General features: G+C 37.5%; 24 protein-coding genes and 1 pseudogene. 7 read left to right on the top strand and 18 right to left on the bottom strand.

What is annotated here, in order from left to right; translation table 11 throughout:
• Positions 1-309: 309 nt before the first annotated feature.
• From ACPZ3T_RS02900 to ACPZ3T_RS02910, 3 genes are all read left to right on the top strand, one after another.
• Complete coding sequence (locus ACPZ3T_RS02900; protein ID WP_490273487.1) at positions 310-1,086, top strand: GNAT family N-acetyltransferase; 777 nt, start codon at positions 310-312, stop codon at positions 1,084-1,086.
• Between the two features lie 75 nt (positions 1,087-1,161).
• On the top strand, positions 1,162-2,709 hold the full coding sequence (locus tag ACPZ3T_RS02905) for a hypothetical protein (RefSeq protein ID WP_490273488.1): 1,548 nt from the start codon (positions 1,162-1,164) through the stop codon (positions 2,707-2,709).
• A 148-nt stretch (positions 2,710-2,857) separates the two neighbouring features.
• Complete coding sequence (locus tag ACPZ3T_RS02910; protein WP_490273489.1) at positions 2,858-3,883, top strand: 2-hydroxyacid dehydrogenase; 1,026 nt, start codon at positions 2,858-2,860, stop codon at positions 3,881-3,883.
• Positions 3,884-4,047: 164 nt separating this feature from the next.
• Here the strand turns inward: ACPZ3T_RS02910 and ACPZ3T_RS02915 are convergent, their stop codons facing one another.
• The 8 genes and pseudogenes from ACPZ3T_RS02915 to ACPZ3T_RS02950 form a co-directional block, all read right to left on the bottom strand.
• A complete protein-coding gene (locus tag ACPZ3T_RS02915; RefSeq protein WP_490273490.1) occupies positions 4,048-6,222 on the bottom strand; it encodes a GumC family protein in 2,175 nt (724 codons plus the stop codon).
• A 1,099-nt stretch (positions 6,223-7,321) separates the two neighbouring features.
• Positions 7,322-7,693, bottom strand: a complete 372-nt coding sequence (locus tag ACPZ3T_RS02920; protein WP_490273491.1) for a hypothetical protein — start codon at positions 7,691-7,693, stop codon at positions 7,322-7,324.
• Positions 7,686-7,838: pseudogene (locus ACPZ3T_RS02925) on the bottom strand (LLM class flavin-dependent oxidoreductase); the annotation flags it as partial. The pseudogene ACPZ3T_RS02925 and the gene ACPZ3T_RS02920, both read right to left, overlap by 8 nt.
• Positions 7,784-7,954 carry a hypothetical protein gene (locus ACPZ3T_RS02930; RefSeq protein ID WP_490277427.1) on the bottom strand — a complete coding sequence of 57 codons (171 nt, stop codon included), beginning with the start codon at positions 7,952-7,954 and terminating at the stop codon, positions 7,784-7,786. The gene ACPZ3T_RS02930 and the pseudogene ACPZ3T_RS02925, both read right to left, overlap by 55 nt.
• Positions 7,955-8,228: 274 nt before the next feature.
• On the bottom strand, positions 8,229-8,591 hold the full coding sequence (locus ACPZ3T_RS02935) for a hypothetical protein (protein WP_490273492.1): 363 nt from the start codon (positions 8,589-8,591) through the stop codon (positions 8,229-8,231).
• A 149-nt stretch (positions 8,592-8,740) separates the two neighbouring features.
• On the bottom strand, positions 8,741-9,052 hold the full coding sequence (locus ACPZ3T_RS02940) for a hypothetical protein (RefSeq protein WP_490273493.1): 312 nt from the start codon (positions 9,050-9,052) through the stop codon (positions 8,741-8,743).
• 2 nt (positions 9,053-9,054) lie between these two features.
• Entirely contained in the window at positions 9,055-9,345 is a 291-nt protein-coding gene (locus ACPZ3T_RS02945) for a hypothetical protein (RefSeq protein WP_490273494.1), read from the bottom strand.
• A gap of 85 nt (positions 9,346-9,430) precedes the next feature.
• Positions 9,431-9,850 carry a hypothetical protein gene (locus tag ACPZ3T_RS02950; protein ID WP_490273495.1) on the bottom strand — a complete coding sequence of 140 codons (420 nt, stop codon included), beginning with the start codon at positions 9,848-9,850 and terminating at the stop codon, positions 9,431-9,433.
• Positions 9,851-10,833: 983 nt separating this feature from the next.
• Between ACPZ3T_RS02950 and cysK the strand changes: the two genes are divergently transcribed.
• Positions 10,834-11,784 carry a cysteine synthase A gene (cysK, locus tag ACPZ3T_RS02955; protein WP_490273496.1) on the top strand — a complete coding sequence of 317 codons (951 nt, stop codon included), beginning with the start codon at positions 10,834-10,836 and terminating at the stop codon, positions 11,782-11,784.
• Positions 11,785-11,816: 32 nt separating this feature from the next.
• Here cysK and ACPZ3T_RS02960 read toward each other — a convergent pair whose 3' ends face one another.
• The 9 genes from ACPZ3T_RS02960 to fdxB form a co-directional block, all read right to left on the bottom strand.
• On the bottom strand, positions 11,817-12,254 hold the full coding sequence (locus tag ACPZ3T_RS02960) for a type II toxin-antitoxin system VapC family toxin (protein ID WP_490273497.1): 438 nt from the start codon (positions 12,252-12,254) through the stop codon (positions 11,817-11,819).
• Positions 12,251-12,610 (bottom strand): hypothetical protein, encoded by a 360-nt coding sequence (locus ACPZ3T_RS02965; RefSeq protein WP_490273498.1) that lies wholly within the window; start codon positions 12,608-12,610, stop codon positions 12,251-12,253. Before ACPZ3T_RS02965 ends, ACPZ3T_RS02960 begins: the two co-directional genes overlap by 4 nt.
• Positions 12,611-12,711: 101 nt before the next feature.
• Positions 12,712-13,227, bottom strand: a complete 516-nt coding sequence (locus tag ACPZ3T_RS02970) for an ArsC/Spx/MgsR family protein (RefSeq protein ID WP_490273499.1) — start codon at positions 13,225-13,227, stop codon at positions 12,712-12,714.
• A 151-nt stretch (positions 13,228-13,378) separates the two neighbouring features.
• Positions 13,379-13,990: a cysteine dioxygenase family protein gene (locus ACPZ3T_RS02975; RefSeq protein ID WP_490273500.1), complete on the bottom strand. Its 612-nt coding sequence runs from the start codon at positions 13,988-13,990 to the stop codon at positions 13,379-13,381.
• Positions 13,991-14,211: 221 nt separating this feature from the next.
• On the bottom strand, positions 14,212-14,697 hold the full coding sequence (locus ACPZ3T_RS02980; RefSeq protein WP_490277102.1) for a hypothetical protein: 486 nt from the start codon (positions 14,695-14,697) through the stop codon (positions 14,212-14,214).
• Positions 14,698-14,825: 128 nt separating this feature from the next.
• Positions 14,826-15,413, bottom strand: coding sequence for a cytochrome c oxidase subunit 3 (locus ACPZ3T_RS02985; protein ID WP_490273501.1), 588 nt, complete (start codon positions 15,411-15,413; stop codon positions 14,826-14,828).
• Positions 15,414-15,871: 458 nt separating this feature from the next.
• Positions 15,872-17,518: a cytochrome c oxidase subunit I gene (gene ctaD / locus ACPZ3T_RS02990; protein WP_490273502.1), complete on the bottom strand. Its 1,647-nt coding sequence runs from the start codon at positions 17,516-17,518 to the stop codon at positions 15,872-15,874.
• Between the two features lie 50 nt (positions 17,519-17,568).
• Positions 17,569-18,546, bottom strand: a complete 978-nt coding sequence (locus ACPZ3T_RS02995) for a cytochrome c oxidase subunit II (RefSeq protein ID WP_490273503.1) — start codon at positions 18,544-18,546, stop codon at positions 17,569-17,571.
• Between the two features lie 792 nt (positions 18,547-19,338).
• The gene (gene fdxB, locus ACPZ3T_RS03000; protein ID WP_490273504.1) at positions 19,339-19,632 is read right to left on the bottom strand and encodes a ferredoxin III, nif-specific; all 294 of its coding nucleotides are present in this window, start codon (positions 19,630-19,632) and stop codon (positions 19,339-19,341) included.
• A gap of 1,017 nt (positions 19,633-20,649) precedes the next feature.
• On the opposite strand from fdxB, the gene ACPZ3T_RS03005 reads away from it, so the two are divergent.
• Positions 20,650-22,239, top strand: a complete 1,590-nt coding sequence (locus tag ACPZ3T_RS03005) for a helix-turn-helix domain-containing protein (protein ID WP_490277103.1) — start codon at positions 20,650-20,652, stop codon at positions 22,237-22,239.
• A 222-nt stretch (positions 22,240-22,461) separates the two neighbouring features.
• Here ACPZ3T_RS03005 and ACPZ3T_RS03010 read toward each other — a convergent pair whose 3' ends face one another.
• Positions 22,462-23,298 (bottom strand): prohibitin family protein, encoded by an 837-nt coding sequence (locus ACPZ3T_RS03010; protein ID WP_490273505.1) that lies wholly within the window; start codon positions 23,296-23,298, stop codon positions 22,462-22,464.
• A 310-nt stretch (positions 23,299-23,608) separates the two neighbouring features.
• On the opposite strand from ACPZ3T_RS03010, the gene nfi reads away from it, so the two are divergent.
• Positions 23,609-24,274 (top strand): deoxyribonuclease V, encoded by a 666-nt coding sequence (nfi, locus tag ACPZ3T_RS03015; RefSeq protein WP_490273506.1) that lies wholly within the window; start codon positions 23,609-23,611, stop codon positions 24,272-24,274.
• A 212-nt stretch (positions 24,275-24,486) separates the two neighbouring features.
• On the top strand, positions 24,487-25,182 hold the full coding sequence (locus ACPZ3T_RS03020; RefSeq protein ID WP_490273507.1) for an FHA domain-containing protein: 696 nt from the start codon (positions 24,487-24,489) through the stop codon (positions 25,180-25,182).
• Positions 25,183-25,453: the final 271 nt, after the last annotated feature.

The raw sequence follows: 25,453 nt of genomic DNA on the forward strand, positions 1-25,453 counted from the left end.
CGGCTTTCAATCCAAAATCTCAAATTTCAAATCCTTGCATTGGTATTATTAGCCTCTAGTATATAACTAGGGGCTTTTTATATTATTAGTTATGCAAGCTTGATATTAGAAAAATTCTGTATAATATTGCCAGATTTTTCAAGTAATTAAGCTCATAATAAAACACATTACTGACTGGAAATTTTCGCATTTTGTTTTCAAAACCTGCGTAAATATCGCTTTAATACGTTAATAAATAAAATAATCTATTCGTATAGTCAGTAAAACTGAGAAGTTAGGATATCTTTACATATCTAAGTTGGAAGACAGATGGAAATTTCTTATACACACACTAATTACCTACTTAGTCCTCCTTCTGAGCTTAAAACTTTTCCCATCATAGAAACAGAGAAATATATTTTAAAAATTGCATCTACAAATCAGGAGTTAGAGTCTATTTTTCGTCTGCGTTTTGAAGTATTTAATCTAGAATTAGGTTTGGGATTTTCTACTTCTAGTTTGACACAAATGGATCAAGATCAATTTGATGCTGTTTGTCATCACTTAATGTTGATTTGTAAGAACACTAGTCAAACTATTGGTACTTACAGGATGCAAACTTATCAAATGGCTGCTTATAATTTAGGTTTTGATGCTGCTGATATATTTAATCTACAAGGGATTCCTGATAATATACTAAAGGCATCTGTAGAAGTGGGACGTGCCTGTATAGCTAAAGAATATCGGCAAATTCAAGCTTTATTATTACTTTGGAAAGGTCTAGCAAATTATCTTATTTGGAGTGGAAATGAGTATTTTTTTGGGTGTGCTTCATTAATGACACAATCTCCTACTGAAGCTGCATATGCCTATGATTATTTCCAAAAAAATGGTTGGATACACAAAAATATCTTAGTTTATCCCCATCCAAAATATTGTTTAAATATACCACAAATTTGTACTCGAAAGTATCACGTAGAAATCCCAAAGATTATACAGGCATATTTGAGCATTGGAGCTAAGATATGTAGTTTACCTGCAATTGATGAGCATTTCAAAACTATAGATTTTCTGACTATATCTCACATTAGAGATTTTACGATATAGCATTAAAGGTTGGAATTTTTTGGTGTATACTAATACAGTTTATCCACCAAGCTATAAACACAGCTAATATTACAAATGTCTGCCTCAAAAATAATTAATCGGATTTCGAGTTTATCTTTTAAGTCTCCTTGGTTAATTATCATTATTTTTTCGATGCTTGGTTTCATAGGTATTATGAACCATGCAATGTGGAGAGATGAGCTAAACCCTTGGCTAATTGTCAGAGATAGTCAGAGTTTTGCTGATTTAATTGGCAATATTCGTTATGAAGGTCATCCTGTACTTTGGTATTTTTCTCTAGCTTTTCTGAGACAAATTGCGGATAATCCTTTAATAATGCAAGTTTTTCATCTAACCATTACTATTGCTTCAGTTGTTATTTTTTGGTTATATAGTCCTTTTAACTATCAACAGAAACTTATTTTTAGTTTTGGTTACTTTCCTTTTTATGAATATCTATTAATTTCCAGAAATTATGCTTTTAGTATGTTGTTTACCTTTGCTTTCTGTGCTGTTTTTGCATCCAGAAAGAGAACTTACTTTTATTTAGCACTGTTATTAGGATTATTAGCTAATAGTAGTGCTTATGCTTTGTTTGTATCATTCTCTTTGTCATTGACTTTGCTTGCCGAGTTTTGTTTTGATAGTCAGCATCGACGGGAATATTTTAGCCAAAGTCAAAAATACGACTTATTTTTAAGTATTGGAATTATTATCATTTCTTTTTTATTATCTATCTATATTATTATTCCTCCTGTAGATGGTTATCTGCATGGGGGATTAGATAGCGGATGGTCAATTAAACTAGATATGCGCCATTTATTGAGAAGTATAGGCAGAATATTTGGGAGTTATTTTTTAATAATACCGAAACAAAATTGGCTAGATTTAATTATGACAACTACCATTGTCTTATTTATTAGCATGGTTACGTTAACCAATTTGGTTAAAAAGCCAGTTGCTCTATTTTTTTATATTGTTGGTAATTGTGTAATACTTGCGTTTACTTATTTGAGATTTGTTGGAGATCCTAGACATTTTGGGCATTTTTATCTAGTTTTTATCGCAGCTTTATGGCTGGGGAGTTATTATCAAAATTCGAGTTTATTAATTAACAAAATTCCTATTCAAGAAAAGTTATTTAGACGATTAGAAAAATGGCATCATATTGTGTTGATGTTGATACTCTATGCTCACCTTTTAGGAGGAATATCTGGATTTTTAAAAGATATGTCCATACCATTTTCTGCGAGTCGTGAAACTGCTAATTATATTCAAAAAACTCAATTAACACAGGAGTTTATTGTTGCTAGCCGTGATGCCAACATGGCTGCATTAGCTGGTTATCTGAATCGAAAATTTTATTATCCTGAGCTTAAAAATATGGGGAGCTTTACCTTATTTAAACAAGGACGTAACCCTGTTGAACAACCTGAAATACTAGAGCAGATTAATTCTATATTTAAGCAGCAAGTAGAGATTAATAGAATTTTACTGATTTTAAATAGAAAACTAAGTTTTACCCACAATAATTTAGAAATTACCCCACTCAAAAACTTTGATAAATCATGGGTAGATAGTGAAAGATACTACCTGTATTGGGTACGTGAAGTAGGTAGTTAGTGAAAAGGATTAATTTTTGCTGTAGTTATGATATTGACTAGAAGGATAGTAAAACCTATAGCTGGTATCTATCACAGGCTTAACTGCTACTTTTTCACCCAAGGTATTATGTATGGGACAACATGCACCATAAAATTTGAGGTTTTGCATGAAAGTAGCAGTCTTCAGTACAAAAGCCTATGACCGACAGTTTTTAGAAGCTGCAAACTTCCCCAATAAACATGATTTGGTGTTTTTTGAACCACGCCTTAACCAAGATACTGCTATTCTAGCGGCGGGGTTCGGGGCGGTTTGTGTATTTGTCCATGACCAAGTTGATGCACATACTTTAGAACTTTTGGCGTTAAGAGGAACTCGCTTAATAGCTTTGCGTTGTGCAGGGTTCAATCATGTAGACTTAAAAGCCGCAGCTAAGTTAGGAATTAGGGTGGTGCGCGTTCCTGCTTATTCACCTTATGGTGTAGCAGAACACACTGTAGGATTGATTTTGAGCCTAAATCGCAAAATTCACCGTGCTTATAACCGTGTCAGGGAAGGTAATTTTTCTCTAGAAGGGCTGTTGGGATTTAACTTAAATGGACGCACTGTGGGAGTGATTGGTACTGGTAAAATCGGGATAATTTTATCAAGGATTATGAGGGGGTTTGGTTGTCAGATACTTGCTTATGATATGTATCGAAATTCTGAATTAGAAGCATTAGGTGGCAAGTATGTAGAATTGTCGGAGTTATTTGCTAACTCTGATATTATTTCTTTGCATTGTCCTTTAACACCAGAAACACATCATCTGATTAATGCTGAGGCGATCGCACAAATGAAAACTGGTGTAATGTTAATTAACACTAGTCGCGGTGCGCTAGTTAACACTCAAGCTGTGACTGAAGGACTCAAGACAGGTAAAATAGGTTCTCTTGGTGTCGATGTATACGAACAGGAATCAGAATTATTTTTCGAGGATTTGTCTAGCGAAATCATTCAAGATGATATCTTTCAACGCTTAACGACATTTCCTAATGTACTCATTACCGGACATCAAGCATTTTTCACAGAGGAAGCATTGCGTAATATTGCAGATACGACCCTAAGTAATATTACTGATATTGAGCAAGGTCGTGTTTGTGCCAATGAGTTACGCCCACAACCAGAAGTAACAGACAAGATTTTGGTGGGTTAAATATATTGTTTTGGGCATTGGGCATTGGGCATTGGGCATTGGGCATTGGATAATTCCCTAGGTATTATCACTAAAAAGAATAAAATTAAGTTTGTAGTAAGGACTTTAGTTCTCAAACAAGGACTAAAGTCCTTACTACAAACTTTTAATCATTTATTCTCTACTTAATTACTGGCTTCATTAGCAATGATGCCAACTAAATTCAAGGGATTTAAAATTTCTACAGCTTGGGTGATTTCGGTTTGAGTTACCCAACCAATGCGCCCTACAAGCATAATTCCATTGCAGAAGGAAGCGACTATTCTAGCATCAACTGTCCCTAAAATAGCTGGAGCATCTATCAATACTAGGTCATAGTTTTGCTCAAATATTTCAATTAATTCTTTCATCCGTTGAGAACTGAGTAATTTTACTGGGTCTTCTGGTGCGGGGCCGGCTGTGAGAATATCAATTGAGGGGTGAATAGGCTGGATATAGTCTTGTACATTGTCAGTTGTCTCATCAACTAGTAATAGAGATAGTCCCCAATCGTTGGATAGTTGAAGAATTTTGTGGAGTTTAGGCGATCGCAGGTTAGCATCAATTAGTAGTACCCGTTGGTGCATATGGGCTGCACTCGCCGCTAAACCCAAAGCCAAAGTTGTACGTCCTTCTCCTGGTAGTGCAGAAGTTAACATCACAGAATTAAAGGGAAAAGGATACTTTAAGATTTGCGTATTTTGGTACACCATATCTAAAGTTTCGTGGCAAGGTAGCCAAGAGTTGTCTTCTACCAAAGAAGCTTTTGTGTTGCGTCGCCAGTTCCAAGCCAGACTCGGAAGCCGCTTTTCCATCGCATTAGCGGCGAGTTTTGGTACTGAACCGAGTAGTCTGAGTTTGCTGACTCTGTGTAAGTCTTGGGCAGAATGAATTACACGATGACGAACTCCCCAAATTAAGGCAATGATAACACCCAAAACTGGCCCGACAATCATACCTCCAAAAACCAGTAATAGTTTGTCATAACTGTTGTATTTGGCTGGGGTAGGTTCTTCTAAAATTTGCCAATCAAACCCCGCTTGGGTAATTCTTAATCCTACTGATTGTTGTGTTTTTAAGGTTTGATCTAAGGCTTGGCGATGAGTTTCTAATTCTGAGATTAAACGTTGATATTCTGTAATCAAACTGGGGTATTTTTGTAATTCAGCACTAATTCGTTGTTCTGAGGCAACTAAACTTTTTTCATTATCTATTAGCCCTTGAGCAGTTGTTTTTAGTTGATTTAATTCTGTTAATATTTGCTCTTGTGTTGAGGCGACAGCTTTGCGAGTATCTGCTGTTAGTTGCTTGCTTTCTTGTTGCAAAAGTTTTAATTGGTTTTGGCGTTGCTGTTTGAGATTTTCAATGATAGGAGAATTATCTGTGTAGCGTAATTGTTCCTGTGCTAATAACTGTTCAGTTTTTTGTACTTCACTTAAAAGAATTTGGTAGCGTATCGATTCTTGGAAACTAGAATTAATCAGTGCTTGGTGAGTTGAATCGTTGATTTTATCTTCTAAATTTTGCTGGCGATCGCGTACATTTTGTAACTCAGTACGAGTGGTTTCTAGTCGTTTTTGAATATCAGTGCGAGAGTTAACTAGAACTTGTACTTGTGATTGCGGATCTAATAAATTATGCTTTTTACGGAAAATCTCCAGATTTTTTTCGGCTTTTCTTACTTGTTTTTGTAATAGTGGTAAGCGACTATTTAGGAAAGCCATTCCCTTATGCAAACGTTCTTGTCGTTGTTCAAGATTGTAGTCTTGATAAACGGCTTGTAAAGCTAAGAGAACCTTTCGTGCTTTCACCGGATCATTATGCTGAAAGGAAACTTCAAAAACTGGAGTAAAAAATTTACTTCCACCTGCTGTCTTTTGTAGTTGTGTGATTTCTATAGCTGATTGATGCCGATTTCCTGATGGATTTTTTATATCATCTACAGTAACATTGGGGTAATCTGAGCGTAATTTATTTACTGCTTTTTCAATTAACTTAGAACTCAGCATTAAATTCTTTTGAGCAGTATAGTGATCAACTAATTGGGGTGTGACATCACTTACTTCAGTGTTGCCATTTTGAGGAATATTAGTTAAATCTATACTTTCATACACATTAGAACTTACTAAAATTTGCATATGGCTCTTGTAAGTTGGTTTAGTCATGACAGCCAAGAGGCTAGTAACTGACATCACAAAACAAGAAACTCCCAATACTATATATCGTCGCCGCAGTAAAATTTTAGATATATGTCTAAATTTTACTTGTTTTTCTGATGAGTTGGTGACAAATTCCCCTTGATTTAGACTTATTTTAGACACTAGTAAATTCCTCGCATACTGTAACAATTTATTTGAACAACATCAGAGTTGACCTTTGACTGATCTATTTTTATGTATATGCCAATACAAATTTTTCATTTTCAATTTGGAATTGATTCATATGATCATCAAATTAAAAAAATACCAATACCTTGGAAATTGGTACAGAGAATATAGAGCCTAAAATAATCAACTTAATGATGTCAACTGTCTCTATAATGTTTTACTTGATCCTGATATAAGCAATAGTGGTATTTTTTAAATATGTCGAAATTAAATATTTCTAGTTATTAATGTTTCTAGTTAATTTTGAAATAATTGCCAAAATTAGGATTTGATACCAGAATGCCATAAAAATTTAACTAAAAAAATTATTTTCTGTGTTGTTTAGACTACCAAACAAAGCTGTTCAAAATTTTAGATAAAGGCTGTAAACTTGCAATGGTAAGGATTGGCAATTATCTGAGCGATCGCCAAAAAAATCACTAGTCACTTTAACTAGAGTGATTAAATAATAAATGAGTTAACTAATATACTTTGTATATAATCTTTAGACACAATACAGAGGCATAAATAATAAATGTATTATGTGTTGCCATTAATTATGTAATACTTGGTATTAATTCAATCAAAAAATCTTAATTTAATCACCAAAAATCATATAAATCTTGAAGCTTAGATAAAATTATTTTCTAGTTTCCGGTTATGTTGCCAAAATGATTAGATAATACCAATTTGTAATTCGTAGTACCCTACGCTTTCCCCTAGCGTTACGTAGAAAAGGAAAGGCTAACGCCTAGTTATATCAATTCTCTATGAGTTGCGCCAAATATAATAATGTAGAGACGTTGCATGCAACGTCTCTACATTACAGAATAAAGTGCATCTTCATCAAGAAAGGGTATTAAGTGATAATTAATGGTTGGTGCGTGACGCTATCAGTCTGATTACTACGTTTAAATACTTTCGTAGCGTCACACACCCTACATAAAAACTACATAACAATATGCCGGTTGCGTAACTTATATAAATGCAAAAAACCCCAGTTTTTGAGGCAAAAACTGGGTGTAACTATACCAACAAGCTTACTTATAAGAATCTATAACCAATCTCGATAAGCTGAAATCTCATTGACACTAATTTCTAAAGGCCCTCCTTTACCAAAAGGGGGATAAACGCGAATCTTAGCGTTACTGGTAAATCTCTCTAGTCTATTGCCTAACTGGGGAATATTGCTCACAATGTGCCAGTAAGAGACTATATCAGGACAGTCAATCACTAACATCAGCATCATGTCTTTTTTGGTGAGATACCACTGGCAATTAGATAATAATGCTTGGGTAATGCGATCGCAAGCTAAATAAAAGCATCTACCAATAGACTGTTCTAGTTCCAGATGCAGCATTCCATCCTCTTTCGTCACCTCATTTGGAGGTAAATCATCGGGAGGAAGCTGATTGATTTTAGACATAATTTCTAACCTCTTGGTTGTAGCGCAGCAAACTCTCCTGATTCTTGGTTAAAGTCAATGAGGTAGGTTTGAGTGCCAGTGTACCTAGATTTAATTCGTCCTGGAATTACTTGATTTTGTTCCAACAGGTGACAATATCTCCAATTTAGCTACAAATTTTATACTAGAATCATCACCAGTAGCTATACTATGATTTGGGGTAGACTCTGAGGCGATCGCATTGATAATATTGACAATTAAAAGCTTTTGAATCAATGCCATTGCCTCTCACATTGCGGCACGAAATTCACCCATCAATATTCCAAAATACTTGTTGTATTGGGAAAAGTATTCTCTGTAGCTACCCCAAACAATCATCTACAATTACACAAATTCTCTAGAGCTTTTCGTCCCATCAAGAAATGAATTTTCAATTTCCAGATGTTGGTATTTCCGAGGTAAAATGCTCTATGGTTGTAAGAGAAGTTTCTCTGAGTAAAAAGCTATCTGTCAGTTAATAACTCTATTACCCTTGATGCTCAATTTCCCATTCTTTTTACTTGGCTACCATATGTAACTCCAACCATAAACGTGGATCATTATCCTTCAGCTTAGATAAAGGATCTCGCAATAATCGTTTGGCATTCATACAAACTACTTGCACTAATCCCATATTTTCTGCTAATTCTCGGAGTATTTCTTTGTGAGCTTGCACATGAGGAAGCATATCTTCAGAACAATAAATGCCTATATATTGCAAGCGTCTAGCAGGTCGTCCCCAAAAACAGGTGATGACTTTCACATGACACCCGTCTAATAGTTCCCCAACTATTGGGTAATATTGAGTGACAACTCTTGTGAACTCTTTAGCTAATATATCTTCCGTCAGCATTGGAATTGATATTTCTGTAGCGTCCATCACTATACCCAATATAACATATATTTGTTATTCATTTCTGACATAATCATGAATTTATTTGGAATAAAATTTTTATTTCCATAAAAAATGAGGTGTGATTTTTAAATTCACTACCTCAAAGAATATCAACTTATATGTTGTCAATTTTATTATCTAGATTTTCGCTCTGCTAATAAAACCTCAGCTATAATTGCTGGTAAATTACCTAAGTCTACAAATCCCTCAGCCGGATTAATAGGAGACTTAAAGTTATAGTTAGGATCGCATTCTCCCGTATCATATACCTGAATGTACCACCTATCAGGAAATCCAGCCACACTCAATTCTACAATATACCAACTCTCACCTACTAACCGAGAATTTAAGATAACAAACCAATCTCGGTAATTTTCAGCAATATTCCAATCCGCCAATAGAAATTCTAATGCTATATGTCCAGCATCAGTTGCAGTAAGTAGCATTTTTACTCCTTATTTGCAGCTTCAATATTACTATGTTCAGATTGTTGAAAATCAGGATATAAACCTAAATGTTTTGCTAATTCACGAGCAAGAAAAAAAAGGAACTTTGACCCATCTTGATTACCTTGGTGAGCAAATGTAGTCGCTACTTGGACAATAGTTTCAACAAAATGAGCATCAATTAATTCTTGATTGGCTTCTAAAATTTCTGGCTCTTGTCCGTTGGGACATTGCAGTAATTGATCAATTAAATTGAAATATAATATTTGGCGTTCTTCTTTCACTTCTTTCATGGGATTATTTTCAATAATAGGGTTGACGATGAATACTTAAAGAAAGTCACCATTCATAGGTAAAGTGTGATTTTAATTTCCACATTTATTGTTCTATACTTTGTTGCCAAAGCCTTTCTAACATTTCCACTTGTTCTTTTAAAATTGCAGCCCGATAGACAAGATATCGGTCATGTATAATAATTCCTAAGCCAACAAAAATCGGAATTAGTACAATAAACCATTGGATAAGAATAGCCAGCTTATAACTTTCAGCAACAGTTACTACTTGATGCACATTTTGATGAGGAGTTAATGAAGTGACAGATGGTAAGACAGCAGATTGATTAATGATTATTGATTGCTCATTTACTGGACTAATTCTATTAACGTCATTAACTAATTTCTGTGTTCTAACGAACTCTGTGTGTTTTTCCCAAACTAAACTCAACACTATTAGCCCAGGAGATATTACCACTAAAGCAACCAGACAAACAGTAAGAACATTGAGCAGTTTAGCTTTCATCTTTGCTCCCCTTGCTAGGTAGTCAGCACCAGCAAATTAAATATCGTAATAATTCCATACATTAAGCTTCCAGAACATGAGATATAATTTGGATAATAAAGGTGCTAATGATACAGAAAAATAATTAATTAACGCTGCTAAAAAAAATCTGTTTTACCAGCAAGACTCCCTTTACAGAAAATAGAGTTTTTAACTGGAAACGGTTCATCAATCACTTTTTAAGGATTAAGAAGTCCCCCCTTGTTCACTGGTTTAACCCATTGAATTTCGGGGGGTAGAGGGGAATCTCTGCGTAAATCCTATACGTTTTATATCAGCTGCTCTTGTCGGCTCTGATTTTTGGGTGTCAGATCAAGATTATTAAATATATTAAGTTTGTACTCAAAGTCTCAAAGGCTTGTATATTCAGGATTATAAAAATAATTTGGGGTAGGGGTACTAGTATTTTTGGGGCGGGGTACTAGCATTAATTAGATAGGGTTCTAGTATTGGTGAAATTAGGCTCAAAGCTAATTGGGCTGATATTTCAATGTAATTTCACTTGAGTACTTTATTTAAATAACTTGTACTCAAGCAAATTATATGTATTGGTGAGTATATACAAATAAGTCAAAAAAAGCTATTAAGATGATGTAAATTAAGTTATGTTTTTCTAATAAATTAACCAACTTGTTGGCAGAAGTTATAAATGTTGCTTACTAAGCAGCAATTTCTAGACTGATGAGTTATCAGACATAAGGTTTAATCACAAAGTTCCCTGAAGATTCTTCAGTTATGGGTGATTTTGGAGATGATGGGATTAATAAATAGAAATTTTGCACTGTTCTGAACTGGACGAGCATCTAAAGTCCTATAAAAATGTCATCAAATTGATTTTTTCCGCACAAATTTTGTGCTTTAGTGAGAATACATGACTGATAATTGTTATCATATGCAAATTATAAATACACAACACTAAAGCTAAAATTTTTAGGAGTAAATTTATGAAAATTGCTAAAGATGTTACAGAATTGATTGGTCAAACTCCTTTAGTGCAACTAAATAAAATTCCTCAATCAGAAGGAGTAGTTGCCACAATAGTTGTCAAATTAGAAAGTATGAATCCGGCTGCGTCAGTGAAAGACCGGATTGGGGTAAGTATGATTCTTGCCGCAGAGACAGCAAGTTTAATTGAGCCAGGAAAAACCATATTAGTAGAGCCAACTTCTGGTAATACAGGAATTGGTTTGGCAATGGTAGCAGCAGCCCGTGGCTATCAGTTAATTTTAACCATGCCAGAAACTATGAGCCAAGAAAGACGCGCCATGCTCAAAGCCTACGGTGCAAGGTTAGAATTAACCCCAGGATCTGAGGGTATGCGGGGAGCAATTCGCAAAGCTGAAGAAATTGCCGCGAACACTCCTAACGCTTATATGCTACAACAGTTCCGCAACCCAGCCAACCCCAAAATTCACAGAGAAACCACCGCCGAAGAAATTTGGACAGATACAGACGGTAAAGTAGACATGGTGATTGCAGGGGTAGGGACTGGGGGAACAATCACAGGGATTGCAGAAGTAATTAAACAACGTAAACCGAGTTTTCAGGCGATCGCAGTTGAACCTAGTAACAGTCCCGTCCTCTCTGGAGGTACAGCCGGTTCTCATAAAATTCAAGGTATTGGTGCTGGCTTTGTCCCTGATGTCCTCCGTTTGGAACTAATTGATGAAGTCATTAGAGTTAGCGATGATCAAGCCATGAGTTACGGACGACGTTTAGCCAAAGAAGAAGGCTTACTGTCTGGTATATCCTCCGGCGCGGCTTTGTGTGCAGCCATTCAGGTAGGTAAACGCCCAGAAAACCGAGGAAAACTCATTGTGATGATTCAGCCTTCCTTCGGTGAACGCTATTTGAGTTCACCTATGTTTCAAGGTTTGACTGTTGATCAGGATTAGGAATTGGGGACTATCAAGTTTACCGCCCTAACTCATTGATTACGAGGGTCAATTACAGTTATCTCAGAAAACCGATGAAAATCACTGGTGTTAAAAGTTAGCAGATGAGTGAGATTGTGAGCTATCATTGCCGCAACTAATCGAACATCATGAGAAGGTTTGCCGATGATTTTATATTTGTTGATCAGACTCTCCCAAATTGGAAAAATTAATTCTGTATCTGGTAGAAGCACGAAACAATTCTTCAGTTCCTCTAGTTCTTTTAGAGCATCAACTACTGATAAACCTAATCCATTAACTTCTATCGGGCGAGTTGCAACCACCCAAAACTCAATCAAATTTTGCGGTATTATGCAAAGTATATGTCCTTGTTCCAACAAAATCTTTATTGCTGCTACTGAAGTTTTATACATTGGATGAGTATCTTGTACACTTCGCAATAAAACATTAGTATCAACCAGATAGTTCATAACATTTCATCTTCTCTGGTGTAGATACTTTCGCGGCTAATTGCATCATCTGACAGAAGTGGTGCTTTTATTGATGAGTGGCTTTTAGTCCAGTTGACAAATCTTTCTACCCGTTCTTGAGGTGATAGTGTTAGGGATGTAGATGGAGATGAGGATGCTAGCAATCTCAAGCTTTCTAATAAAGAGTTTAATGATACTCCCACATATGCTCCTGGGGCTATCGATGGAGGTGGAGAACTTATGACTAAAATTTCGACTAAAGTTTTTAATAATACTTCTACAGATGTTCCCTGGGCTGCTGCTTGAGCCATTAAGCGAGATTCAATTTCAGGTTCTAGTTCGAGTAAGATAGCCATAATAGCTTTAACAATTAATTGATATTATTTTAATGTATTGATGGGAAGCCCCAACTAAGCTTTGCTATAGTTGGGGTTAATCAACGGTATTTCACATATATCTAATGGTGACAACCTTGGCGGTGGTGTTCTTCCTGAGTGTGATGGTTGCAATTACCTTGATGATCGTGGTGATGAGCATCACTGTGGCCTTGACCGTGGGCGCAACCTTGTAAATCTTGGCTCATAAGATTTTCAGCCATAGCGCGGAAGGATTCATCTACAGGCTTTAAGCCAATCCACGCATCTAAAATATTGACATCAAAACCGACCTCGCGGCGATCGCCTACTTGAATCAAAGGACGGCGAATTAACAGAGGATCACGCAACATTAAAAATAAAGCCGTTTGTTCATCTAAGTTTTGAGGAACTATCTCACCTGATTTAATCTTGGGTGAGGAAGCATTAAACCACTCAGTAATCGGGCGATCGCCAAAAAATGATCGCAGACGTTCCAACGTCCAAGGTTCACTCAGTAAGTCATAAGCCACGACCTCATGTCCAGCCGCAGTTAACAAAACCTTTTGTCTTGTACCACCTTTACAGCCAGGTTTGCTATAGAAAAGGACTCTAGCCATTGAAGTATCTCCTAATGAATTGGAAATAATTCGTAATTCGTAATTCGTAATTAATACCAAATTGGTTATGAATGTAGGCTTTAAATCCAAAACCCAAAATTGGTATAATTGGCGATAAATTAATTACGAACTGAGAATTATTGATTACAAATTAAAATTTCTTGGCACTATGGTTTACTGGATCAAACTCAAACCTTTGTTTGGGATCAGTTTCACCATAAATATTAAAAGTCACAGTTGTTTTATCACCTACTGCTACCACACTATGAATTGCATCAGGAGTAAAGCTGATGATGTCTCCTGGGGATAAGAGAATTTCTCCTGTTGGCTCAATTTTGTCTGGATAATCTGGGTGTTGAGTGCGTTGCCAAACAGTATTTTTTTCTTGTCCTTGTAATACCGCAACTACTCCCCATGTTCCATGATTGTGAATGTTAGATGTGCTTCCTGGTGCGAATGTAACTGTTTGGACTGTTAATGGAAAACCCAATTCATCATATAACAGTAAAACAGATATTCCGGTTGTCGGGGAAGGTTCTAAATACTGACTCCTCACCCAATAAGAATTGAGAATCAAGCGTCTGACGAGCATTCGGATTTTAGGTAGACGACTAGATTCATCATCTACCCCATTAAGAACATCTTCTATTTCAGTTAAAAACCGATATAGACGATAATTTTCTTGTAATAAATCCCAACTTCTCGGTGATTTGCACGCTTGATATTGACCGTCTCCCGTCAACAACCAATCCCTACCTTGCATAATATTTAAAATCTTTGTTGAGAAAATTGAGGCAATACAATGATTGGTGTAGCGAGATTAGGCAGAGGTTCACGGGAAAATGTTGGCACAACAACCCTAGAAGGAAATAGGTCATTATTACCAGAAAATGTAGATACAGGGTTGTAGGAAGATGCGTTAAAAAATGAAAAACTGTTCATGGTTGTTGACTCTTAACTGATAACTGTTCACCCAAAACTGATTTAATCATCTTCTTCTGCTGGACGTGTCAAAACATCCAGGAGGATTCCTGCACCGAAATCATGTTTGTCGTCAATTTCTTTGACTCGCAAACTAATTTCTTTAGCCCGCTCGATTTCCCCTAACTTTGCTAATACCAAACCTGTAGCGGCATAAGCATTTAAGTATAACCTAATTGGGGGTTCTTCTCGACGATTCACCAATATAGGTTTAACTTGCTCCCACTCATCAGGAAATTTCTCTGATTCTTTAATTTTATCTAATAATTGGCGACTTATTTGCAATGCCAAGAAATAATTATTTTTATAAAAGAAAAATCTATAAGCTGCTACTAAGACATCAGTGTTTTCCCTAGTCATCGCTAAAGCTGCTTGAATGTATTTTTCTGATGTTGAAGTATCTTCCCAATTTTGAGCAGCTAAAATTAATAACTCTTTGACTTCTTCTGGAACTTCAAACCAGGAAAATTTGTTAGTTTGATTGAGCATAATTTTATTTTGGGGCATTGGGCATGGGGCATTGGGCATGGAGCATAGGGCATTGGGAATCAAAAGGTTTTTCTGTTTTTACTTCTGGCTTTCCCCTACACCCCTATACCCCTACACCCCTACACCCTTCAAAACTTGGTCAGAACGTAAATCAAAGTAAACAGAATAATCCAAATAATGTCTACGAAGTGCCAGTAAATTTCTGCCATTTCGATGCCAATGTGCTTAGTTGCAGAATAATGACCATCACGACGCGATCGCCATAACACTCCTAAAATCAGTAACAGTCCCACAAATACGTGCAAACCGTGAAACCCAGTCATGATATAGAAGCAATTAGCAAACACATTCGTAGTCAGACCATAGCCCAAATTTTGGTACTCATAAACCTGACCCGCCAAGAAAGCTGCTCCCATAATCGCGGTGACGAAATACCAAAACCGCATTCCCCAAACACAATTCTGCTTAATCGCCATATCCCCGAAGTGAATGACGAAACTACTAGACACCAGAATTGCAGTGTTAATCGCCGGGACAAGTAACTCTACCTCAGTTCCCTCCGGCGGCCAAACATCAGTCGTCCCCCGAAAAAACAAATAAGTAGCAAAAAAGCCGCCAAACATCAAAGATTCGGAAGCCAGGAACGTCAACAATCCCCACACCCGCAAATCAGGATGCGCCTCGTGATGCTCATCATGCGCCGTTACAACAGTCATACATACCTCTGAATACAATTTTTTGACCTCTCCCCTAACCCCTCTCCTACCAGGAGAGGGGAAAATTTCTTACTCCTCCTTCTGTACTGCTACTTGTACATACAACAGAGTTAGTCGATACATCAGCAATGTCAGCCAATACATTCACAATGTCAGCCAATACATTAGCAATGTCAGACAATACATTAGCAATGTCAGACAATACATTAGCAATGTCAGACAATACATTAGCAATGTCACCGGATACATTCACAATGTTGATGTAGCAACCTGTACACTAGACCTCTTGCACGAATAATTGAACAATCCTAATACATAACTTCAAGAGTTATTTTCCTGCGTTCTTCTTTGCGTCTTTGCGCCTTTGCGTGAGCTTTTAAACAATCTTGTTAGCAACACCAAAGTATTTATGCAAGAAGTCTACTGTAGCTTTCATACTAGAAAAGGGAGTTGGGGGATTAGGTTGATGAACTAACTTCCGAAGAATGACCATACTCATAAGGGCCATGAGTCACCACTGGTAAAACCTCCCAATTTTCCACCGCAGGAGGAGAACTAGTAGTCCATTCCAAACTCAAAGCCTGCCAGGGATTATCCCCAGCCAATTCACCCTTACGCCAACTGACAATAATATTGATTGCAAAGGGAATTACCGACAAGCCTAAAATAAATGCGCCAATGGTACACAGTTGATTCAAATCGACAAACTGGGGATCATACATCGCCACCCGGCGAGGCATACCTTGCAAACCCAACTTGTGCATTGGTAAGAAAGTTAAATTAGTGCCGATAAAAGTCAGGACAAAATGCACACGTCCCCAAAACTCATTTAACTTCCGTCCCGTCATTTTGGGAAACCAGTGATAGATACCTGCGTAAATCCCAAACACAGAGCCACCAAACAGCACATAGTGGAAATGGGCAACTACATAATAAGTATCATGGACGTGAACATCAAAAGGTGCTGTCCCCATCGTCACGCCGCTTAAGCCACCCATGACAAACATCGACAACAAGCCGATCGCAAATAACATGGCACTGGTAAAGCGAATCTTACCACCCCACAATGTCGCTACCCAACCGAAAATTTTCACCCCGGTAGGTACAGCTACAATCAAAGTCGAGATGGTGAAAAACATCCGCATCCAACCGGGTGTACCACTGGTAAACATATGGTGTACCCAGACAAATAAACCAACCACGCAAATAGCTACACTAGAGTAAGCGATCGCTTTATAACCGAAAATTGGTTTGCGGGCATGAACGGGAATAACTTCCGACATAATGCCGAAAATCGGCAGAATCATCAAATACACTGCCGGGTGGGAATAGAACCAAAACAAATGCTGATAGATAACAACGTTACCACCTGCATCTGGTTTAAAAAAGGAAGTGCCAAAGTTGATGTCAAACAGCAACAGTACCAAACCGGCGGCTAACACAGGTGTAGATAACAGTGCTAGCACAGAAGTAGCTAAAATTGCCCAGCAAAACAGAGGTAATTGATCCCATTTCATGCTGGGGACTTTCATCATCAAGATAGTGATGACAAAGTTAACTGAACCGAGAATTGAAGAAGTCCCCACTAACACAATTGCCAAAATCCACAGACTTTGAGCAATAGGTGCGGTAATTAGACTTAAAGGCGGGTAAGCAGTCCAACCAGATTGCGAACCACCGAAAAAGAAACTCGCTACTAATAGTAATCCGGCTGGGGGGTTTAACCAAAAAGCGATCGCATTTAATTTGGGAAACGCCATATCCCGCGCCCCAATCATCAAGGGGATGAGATAATTACCAAAACCCCCGATGGCACTGGGAACAATCCACAGGAAAATCATAATTGTCCCGTGGTTAGTCATGAAGGCGTTGTATAGATTAGGATCAATAAAGTCCGCTTCTGGTGTCGCTAACTCAGTACGAATTGCGATCGCCATCAACCCGCCAATCAAGTAGAACACAAAGGCTGTCACTAGGTATTGAATACCTATCACCTTATGATCTACATTAAATGTGAAATAGTCCCGCCATTTCCAAGCCGGTTGAAAATGTACACTCTTTCCGTCATCTGGTGGTGTATATGGTGGAAATTCTAATTGTGTCATAACTGAATTTGTGACTATTGACTTTTGTAGAGACACGATTAATGCTGTCTCTAGCGAACATTAACCAGTGACTCTAAACTTGCTGCATCAATTCCCAAGCTCTGCACATGAGGTGCAAGAAACTCTGATGTAGACAAATTTTCTGGGTTAACTGCCACAGCTTGTTGGAGGTTCTGCTGTTGAGCAATTTGATTTTCTGCCAACCAGCTATCAAACTCTTCTGGTGTGTGGACAATTACCTGTGTCCGCATCGAACCGTGATAACCGCCGCAAAGTTCCGCACAAACTACAGGATATGTCCCTGGTTTAGTGGCTACAAATCGTAATTCTGTGGAAATCCCAGGAATCGCATCTTGCTTCAGCCGAAATTGGGGAACCCAAAAGGAGTGAATAACATCCTGCGCTGAAAGATTGAGTTGCACATCAGCACCCACAGGAACGTGTAATTCTCCAGCCGTAACACCGTTATTAGGATAATCAAATAGCCAAGCAAACTGCATACCAGTCACATTCACTACCACATCCGCAGCTTTGGCTTGATTTGTAGGTGATGCGCCAATCCCAATGCTAGGAGAAGTTGTAGCTGTGGCGGTGTCTTCGAGAGTAGCAGCCAGAGCCGTTCCAGAGTTGTGAGTTGCATGAGATGCAGCGTGGGGATGACTTCCTGGCTCTAATCCTCCCATTTGGTTAAACACATCTACGCTGTAGATGCCTAAACAAATCACAATCAGTGATGGAATTGCTGTCCAAAAGATTTCTAACGGAACATTACCTTCTATCGGTACACCATCGCCATTATCACCCCGACGACGACGATATTTGAACAGGAAAATCAAAATCGTGCCTTCTACTACCAAAAACAGTGCCACAGCAATGGTAAACATAATATTAAAAAACCCGTCTACCAAAGGTGCTTGCTGTGATGCTGCTACGGGCAACAGGTCATGATTTTGACCAATCCACAAACTTATTACTCCAATTACTATTCCAGCAATTAGAGTCCATAGTGAAACAGGAATTTGTTGCATAGTACCTGCTTTTTTCGTTATCGGTATTTGGTGCTTTAGGTATAGGCTATGGGGTATTAAGCATACTCCTGATTTTTCACCTATAGGCTTTTACATTATTGAACAGATAATGTTTTTTCACTTATTCAATTTTTAGCTCATAAAAATAAAAATTGGGGTAATTATTCCAGATATTTTCATATCTACCCCCAAAAACTTAACAATAAATTGTGAATATATTCCAGGATAATAATTCTGCTACATCCTACGCAGAAAATCTTTATTTTATAACCAAGATAAACTTGTTAACCATGAACAATTACTGATTTAACCATGTGTTGAATACGAACTTTTTACTAAACTTAGATTTCTCCACAGTAATCATTTAAATTCGAGAGCAAAACACCAAATCAAGTAGTGTAGGGTGTGTTAGGCGTAAGCCGTAACGCACCAAAAACTTTGGAGAATGGCGTGCAAGCTTTAAACGTTGCAATATATTTGAGATGAAATTGAGATAAGTCAATATTTTGTAAGTAGAACGGTGTAAATAATTAAAGGTTTGTAGTAAGGACTTTAGTCCTTATGAGAGGACTAAAGTCCTTACTACGAACTAAATGCAATTTTTTTTACATTACTTTACATAGTTTGGTTTTTTCAAGTCGTTCTACTTACTTTTTTCTAATAGACTATTTTAGCATTGCCACATTAGGAAGGTGCGTTACGCTGTCGCTAACGCACCCTACGTATATTTCAGAAATCAAACATGATTCCTCTAGTTAGCTTACCAATAATTTTTACATTGCCACTAACAACTTAGTTGTCTAATGCTGCATGGGTGTAGCAATTTTTAGGACAAATCCGCGCACAAGCTTCACAACCAACACAGTTTTCTGGGTTGGCAACTACCATGACTTTACGCTCAATTTCATCATCTTCTTCATCATCTACAAATTCACCTTCCTCATTGAGTGCTTTCAAATCCAACACAGAATAACCACATACTTTAATACATCTGCCACATCCGATACATTTGTCTTTATCAATTGATTGAGCAAATTTAGGTGTCCAAGTCTTGCCACCAAATGTTAATCCTGTGAGTACTGCCATGACTAAACTCCCGGCTATTCTGCCAATAAACTTGTTGGTACTTGAATATTCATCCTACTTTAATTTTATCTATATGTTTTGTTATTAATTAATTATTTTTCGAGTATATAACTGCTAATTAAATACAAAATTAAATCTTGTTATATGCTTATATTTAAATGAAAAACTTTATCATTAATTGTTGATATTATCCCATAATTTAAAATACTAGCTCATCAAAAATTAGATACCAATGCCAAGCTACAAGGGCTGAAACTGTTGCAAGATGCAAACTAGATTTTCTTGAAATTACTAGTGGCTAAAAACTATGTATTGAGTTAATTCATACCAATATAATTGATGAAATTACATAAAATTACTGAAAATTTATGCAATTAATTAGCAAAATTATCATCATGGCATATTTTGATATTTTTTCTGTCACCTAAAACACAGAACGAATTTAACCATATTGATAAAAAAATACTTTATTTCTAGAGATTTTTTGCTAAATGATTATCAATGCTTTAATTAAAGCATTGGCAGAATTATCTAAATAAGGATTACATCACCAAGCAGCGAATCTGTTGCAGAAATCACAGATTATTACTTTGAGATAAATATTAAAATTATTAATAAATCTTCCTTACTGTCTGATTACACAAACACTTTCTAGAAATTAAGCAGATTATTCTATGCTTGTAGATGTCCAACAAAAATACTTTGGTTAAGCCTCTAAGGTTAAATATAAACCCTGCTAAATAAAGCATTTTGGAAATCCTTAAAAACTTTTTGTAAGCTCATTATGAACAAACTTATCAATATATTTATGAAATGTTTATTTAAGAAAGAAGGAAATTAATGGTGACATTAATACCTTCTAATTGGGTGCAAAGTCTAAATATGGATGTGGACAAATTGCAGTAATCACCTTTTATTACTGCATAAATAAGTAGGTAGTAAATGCAAAATCAACAGGACACATCCAGGGGAGACTTAGCCGAACATCTCAACGATTCAAGTGGGAAAAGAGCCAATATGCCTTATACAATTCCTAACAAAAATTGCGTTGGATGTGACAACTGCCGTCCCCAATGTCCTACGGGTGCAATCAAACTAGAAGGCAATGAATATTGGATAGATCCTTGCCTTTGTAATAATTGTGAAGGCTATTACTCTGAACCACAATGTGTAATAGCTTGTCCAACTAAATCTCCTATTCCCTGGCAGGCAAAGAAGGGGAGATGCAAAATAGAACCAAGAGATGCTACCAGTCCAGACTTATTTTCTAATGGCAAGAATAACCCATTTGCTTCTGCGATCGCCATTTGGGAAGCTTGCAACCTCTTAGCACAGCGTACATCCCTGAATTGGCAAAACGATGAAGCAGGCTATCTATGTTATAGCAGACAAGTCAACCAAGGACGAGGTGCGATCGCCTTTCACATCCAAGATCCATTTCAAGTCAACCAATACGCCAAAGATATTACTGCCATTGAAACTCTTGATATTCGCGCCGCTTGCATCCATCTCATTTTTGCTGCCCATGCTACAACCTTAGCGCAACCTTGGGAGCAGGAATTTGCCATTGACGAACGCCAACTAGAAAAATATTTAGGACTGGAGAAACGTAAAGACCTCAATAAAGCCGCCAAACTCTCCTTAATCAAAAATCTAGTTAAACAAGCTTGTTCACTGATTATTTCTCTCGACTGGCCACAACAAGGTCGAGTCCAGGGGTTTACAGTCGAAAATAGTCGCTTGTGGCACTTAGTCAACGTTCAACACCACTTTCAAGAAGATGACCTAGGATGCAAATATCTCATCGGACTAACTTTTAAAATCCGTGCTGGGATTTGGTCTCAATATTTCTTGAACAAACAAGGATGTAAAGAACGTAGTGCATTCTATCAATATGGCAGTCTCCCCAAAACTCTCCTCACCACAGTGATGAGTATTTGGCAGCAACATGAAGGTGCAGTCAGACTGATGCTTTGGTTGCTGTTTAAAACTAAAATGGGCAAGGAACAACGCATCACCGTTCCTACTTTGCTCCGCATCGCCTACGGGGAAGAAAAAGTCACCTTAGCTTCCCGACACCGTGAAGAACGCAAACGTCTATTAAAGACATTTGAAAGCGATTTAGAAATTCTCAACCATCATGGTATTAAACCCATCTTCGACCCCGTTACCTATCCCCTAGAAATTCAACCCCTGTGGGCAAAGTTAATTGATATTCCCGAAGATCCTGATGAAGCCTTAGAATTTTGGATTAATGACGCTGGTGGCGAAACCCGGCTTACAGACTCAGGCCCCCGTGGTAAGTGGAATCTGTTGATGAATGCCCGGATTTTAGCATTTGAATTACCACCAGAATGGGAACGCCAAATCTCAGAATCAGAAAAAAAACAACGGCGAACCGCTAGAGTCAGACGCAAATCTCCCACCGCAGGTGATTTAGTTGGTGAGCAGATTTTACAAGCACGAAAAACTCTTAATCTCTCTCAACGAGAATTAGCCAAACTCACAGGTAAAAGCCAAAGTTGGATTCGAGATGTCGAAAATGGTCGCTTAAAAGCCAAGTTAGAAGACCAAGCAATTTTACGCAAAGTCCTAAATATTGCTTAATTTGAGCTTCGAGGTTAAAAACCGGGTTTCTTGCAAATCCCTCAGCTTAAAACCTTAATCTTTCGTTCAGAAACCCGGTTTTTTAGGTTCTTGCAAATCCCTCAGCTTAAAACCTTAATCTTTCGTTCAGAAACCCGGTTTTTTAGGTTCTTGCAAATCCCTCAGCTTAAAACCTTAATCTTTCCTTCAGAAACCCGGTTTTTCAGGGCTTTTTAAGAAATTTTAGTTATTTTTGCTACTCAAATTACTAGGATTAACATTAATCAATGGTAATGAACCATTACCACCCATAACCATTGGGAACTTACCATCCCATTTTTCAATTGCTTGTTTTTGTAATAACTCCGGTGTTAAAGTTAGCCTTTGTAATCTTTGTGCTTCAGCTTGACCTTTAGCACGGTTGACTTCTGCTTGAGCTTCTTGGGTTGCTTTTTTAGCAATAAATTCTGCTTGTTTAGCTTCTTGTTCGGCAATTTGTTTAGCTTCAATGGCTCTACTAAATTCTGGTGAGAAGGAAAAATTTACTAAAGAAACATCATCGACTATCAACCCATAAGCCTCAAGTCTATTTTTTAAATTAGTATCAATCTCTGCCTTCAATTCTGTTCTGCGGGTGATAATTTCTTCTGCTGTTTTTTTAGCAGTTGCCGCTTTTAAAACTTCCGATACTGCCGGGGTGATTATACTTACAACTATTTGTTGTTGATCTCCAACTTGTTGGAATACTCTGTTAACTTTACTGGGATCAACGTGCCAGTTAACAGCCAATTCTGTTTTTACTTGTTGCAGGTCTTTAGACGCTGCATCAGCTTGAAAACTATTTTGTTGGACGCGCACATTAATTCTTTTCACTGATGTGATCACAGGCATAATCGGATGTAAACCTTCATCTAACACTTGATCTTGGACTTTACCAAATTGCATCACTACCCCACGTTCCCCCGCATTCACAATTGCAAATGGACGAAACATCATGGCTACAAGTAAGAAAAATATTCCTCCTGTTAAATAAAAACCATACTTAAATTTAACATTAGAGGTATTGGCCATATTACGCATATTGTTATTCTCCTTCTGCAACAATTGTCTATCGGTATGAAACTCGCCATTTCTTGATTCTGATTGACAAATTCTTACAAAAATTTACAAATTTCTACTAATCCTGGAAATTAATATTTCGGGAATCATACACCAAAAATTCGTAGGATTTTACGGGTAATCACTCACCGAGTATCCGCCATCAATTAACCTTAAGTTCTGTTTTGGTCTTCCATGAAAAAGTACAAATAAATTACAATTAGTGACAACTGTAGATACACAGTTATCTCTAGTTTTTTTAGAAAAAAAATTTTAACTATTAATTAAAAATATGAAGATTTATCAACTCCATGCCTGGCCTCAGAGTTTGGAAACAGCCATAGCTATTCAAGAAGAATTACGCAATCAAGTAATTATACAGGATCAAATCCCACAACCAGTTAAATATGTTGCTGGGGTTGATATGGGTTTTGAAGCGGATGGTACTATTAGCCGTGCAGCCGTAGCGGTGTTGAGTTTTCCTGAGTTGCAAATTATCGAAACCCAATTAGCATACCGTCCGACTTCCTTTCCTTACATTCCCGGTTTTTTATCATTTCGAGAAATACCAGCCATACTCGATGCCTTAGAAAAAATTCAAACCATACCGGATATCATTTTGTGTGATGGACAGGGAATTGCTCATCCCCGGAGGTTAGGTATAGCTAGCCATCTAGGAGTTATTATCAACATCCCCACAATTGGGGTAGCAAAATCCTTATTTATTGGTAAACATGAAAAGCTACCAGACACTAAAGGTAGTTGGCAACCATTAATACATCATGGTGAAACTATTGGTGCAGCCTTACGCACTCGTACCGGAGTCAACCCTGTGTATGTTTCTAGTGGTCATAAAATCAGTTTACCTACGGCAATTGACTATGTGTTGGGTTGCACCACGAAATATCGCTTGCCAGAAACTACCCGCATAGCTGATAAATTAGCATCTGACAGGTGACAGGTGATAACGAACACAATAAAGACGTATTTTCATGTTTGCGATCGCCAACCTTTAATTTTTGTTGTCATTACTTAGGTGATAATAGCAACAATCACCTTATCATTTTATTGAAGTTGCTTGTAAAAACTTGCTTCCTAATGCTCAATCGTGTTAGGAATCGCACAGCAAGAACTTGAAGTAGCTACATAGGAATTATTTAAGTTAGAACAATGAACGCACTAACTTTACAGTGGTATGATGCTGGTCAAAATAGAAATCAGCAAATTTACGAACAACAGCCAAGCAAAAATCCTGGTACTATTCGCATTGGTAGAGATCCACTCCAGTGCGACATTGTTTTGGCCAACCCAACTGTCTCAGGTCTACACGTAGAAGTATTTTTTAATTCACAACAGCAAAGTTTTTATATCAGAAATTTGCGATCGCAAAATCCCCCCCTCGTAGATGGACAACCACTCCCCCAAGGAGAAAAACCCTTAAGTCAAGGTAGCGTATTTTACTTAGGGCAAGTACAACTCCAAGTAACTGCCGTTAACATTAACACCATTCCACCTACAGTTATCAACCCAGCTCAACCACATCAAAATCCCCAAGTTACAGCCCCCATACCACCACAACCACCTATACATAAAAATCGCCAAGTTACAGCCCCTCTACAACAAAAACCACCTATACATAAAAATCGCCAAGTTACAGCCCCCATACCACCACAACCACCCATACATCAACATCACCATACACCCCCTTCACCTGTACACAACCATCCACCAGCCCCAGGCAATTACGGCTTAGAGTGTCCTAAATGTCATAAAGTATCCCCAATTGAAAATTTACAAATCGGCTGTCATTGGTGTGGTACATCTTTAGCGGCGGCTGTGAGTGTATTGGTTGCACCAGGAAATTGAGCATAGAATCATGAGTCAGGTGAATAGGCTGTTATTTAGCATCAGCATGACTGTAAATTCGTGTCTTAATTTACGTGATGTGCGACTTATTATTAACACCTCTGTCCTCACCCTTGCGGCAAGGACAGGGGCTTTGATTCTTCCCCTTCCCTACAAGGGAAGGGGTTAGGGGTTAGGTTTGAGAGCAACTTGCACACAGCGTTAATTTTGAATTTTGTAGGCGCAAGCCTGGCCTTACGCTATGAGTGAATTTTGAATTTTGAATTTCCCA

This window comes from Aliinostoc maniaoense (genome assembly GCF_058172895.1).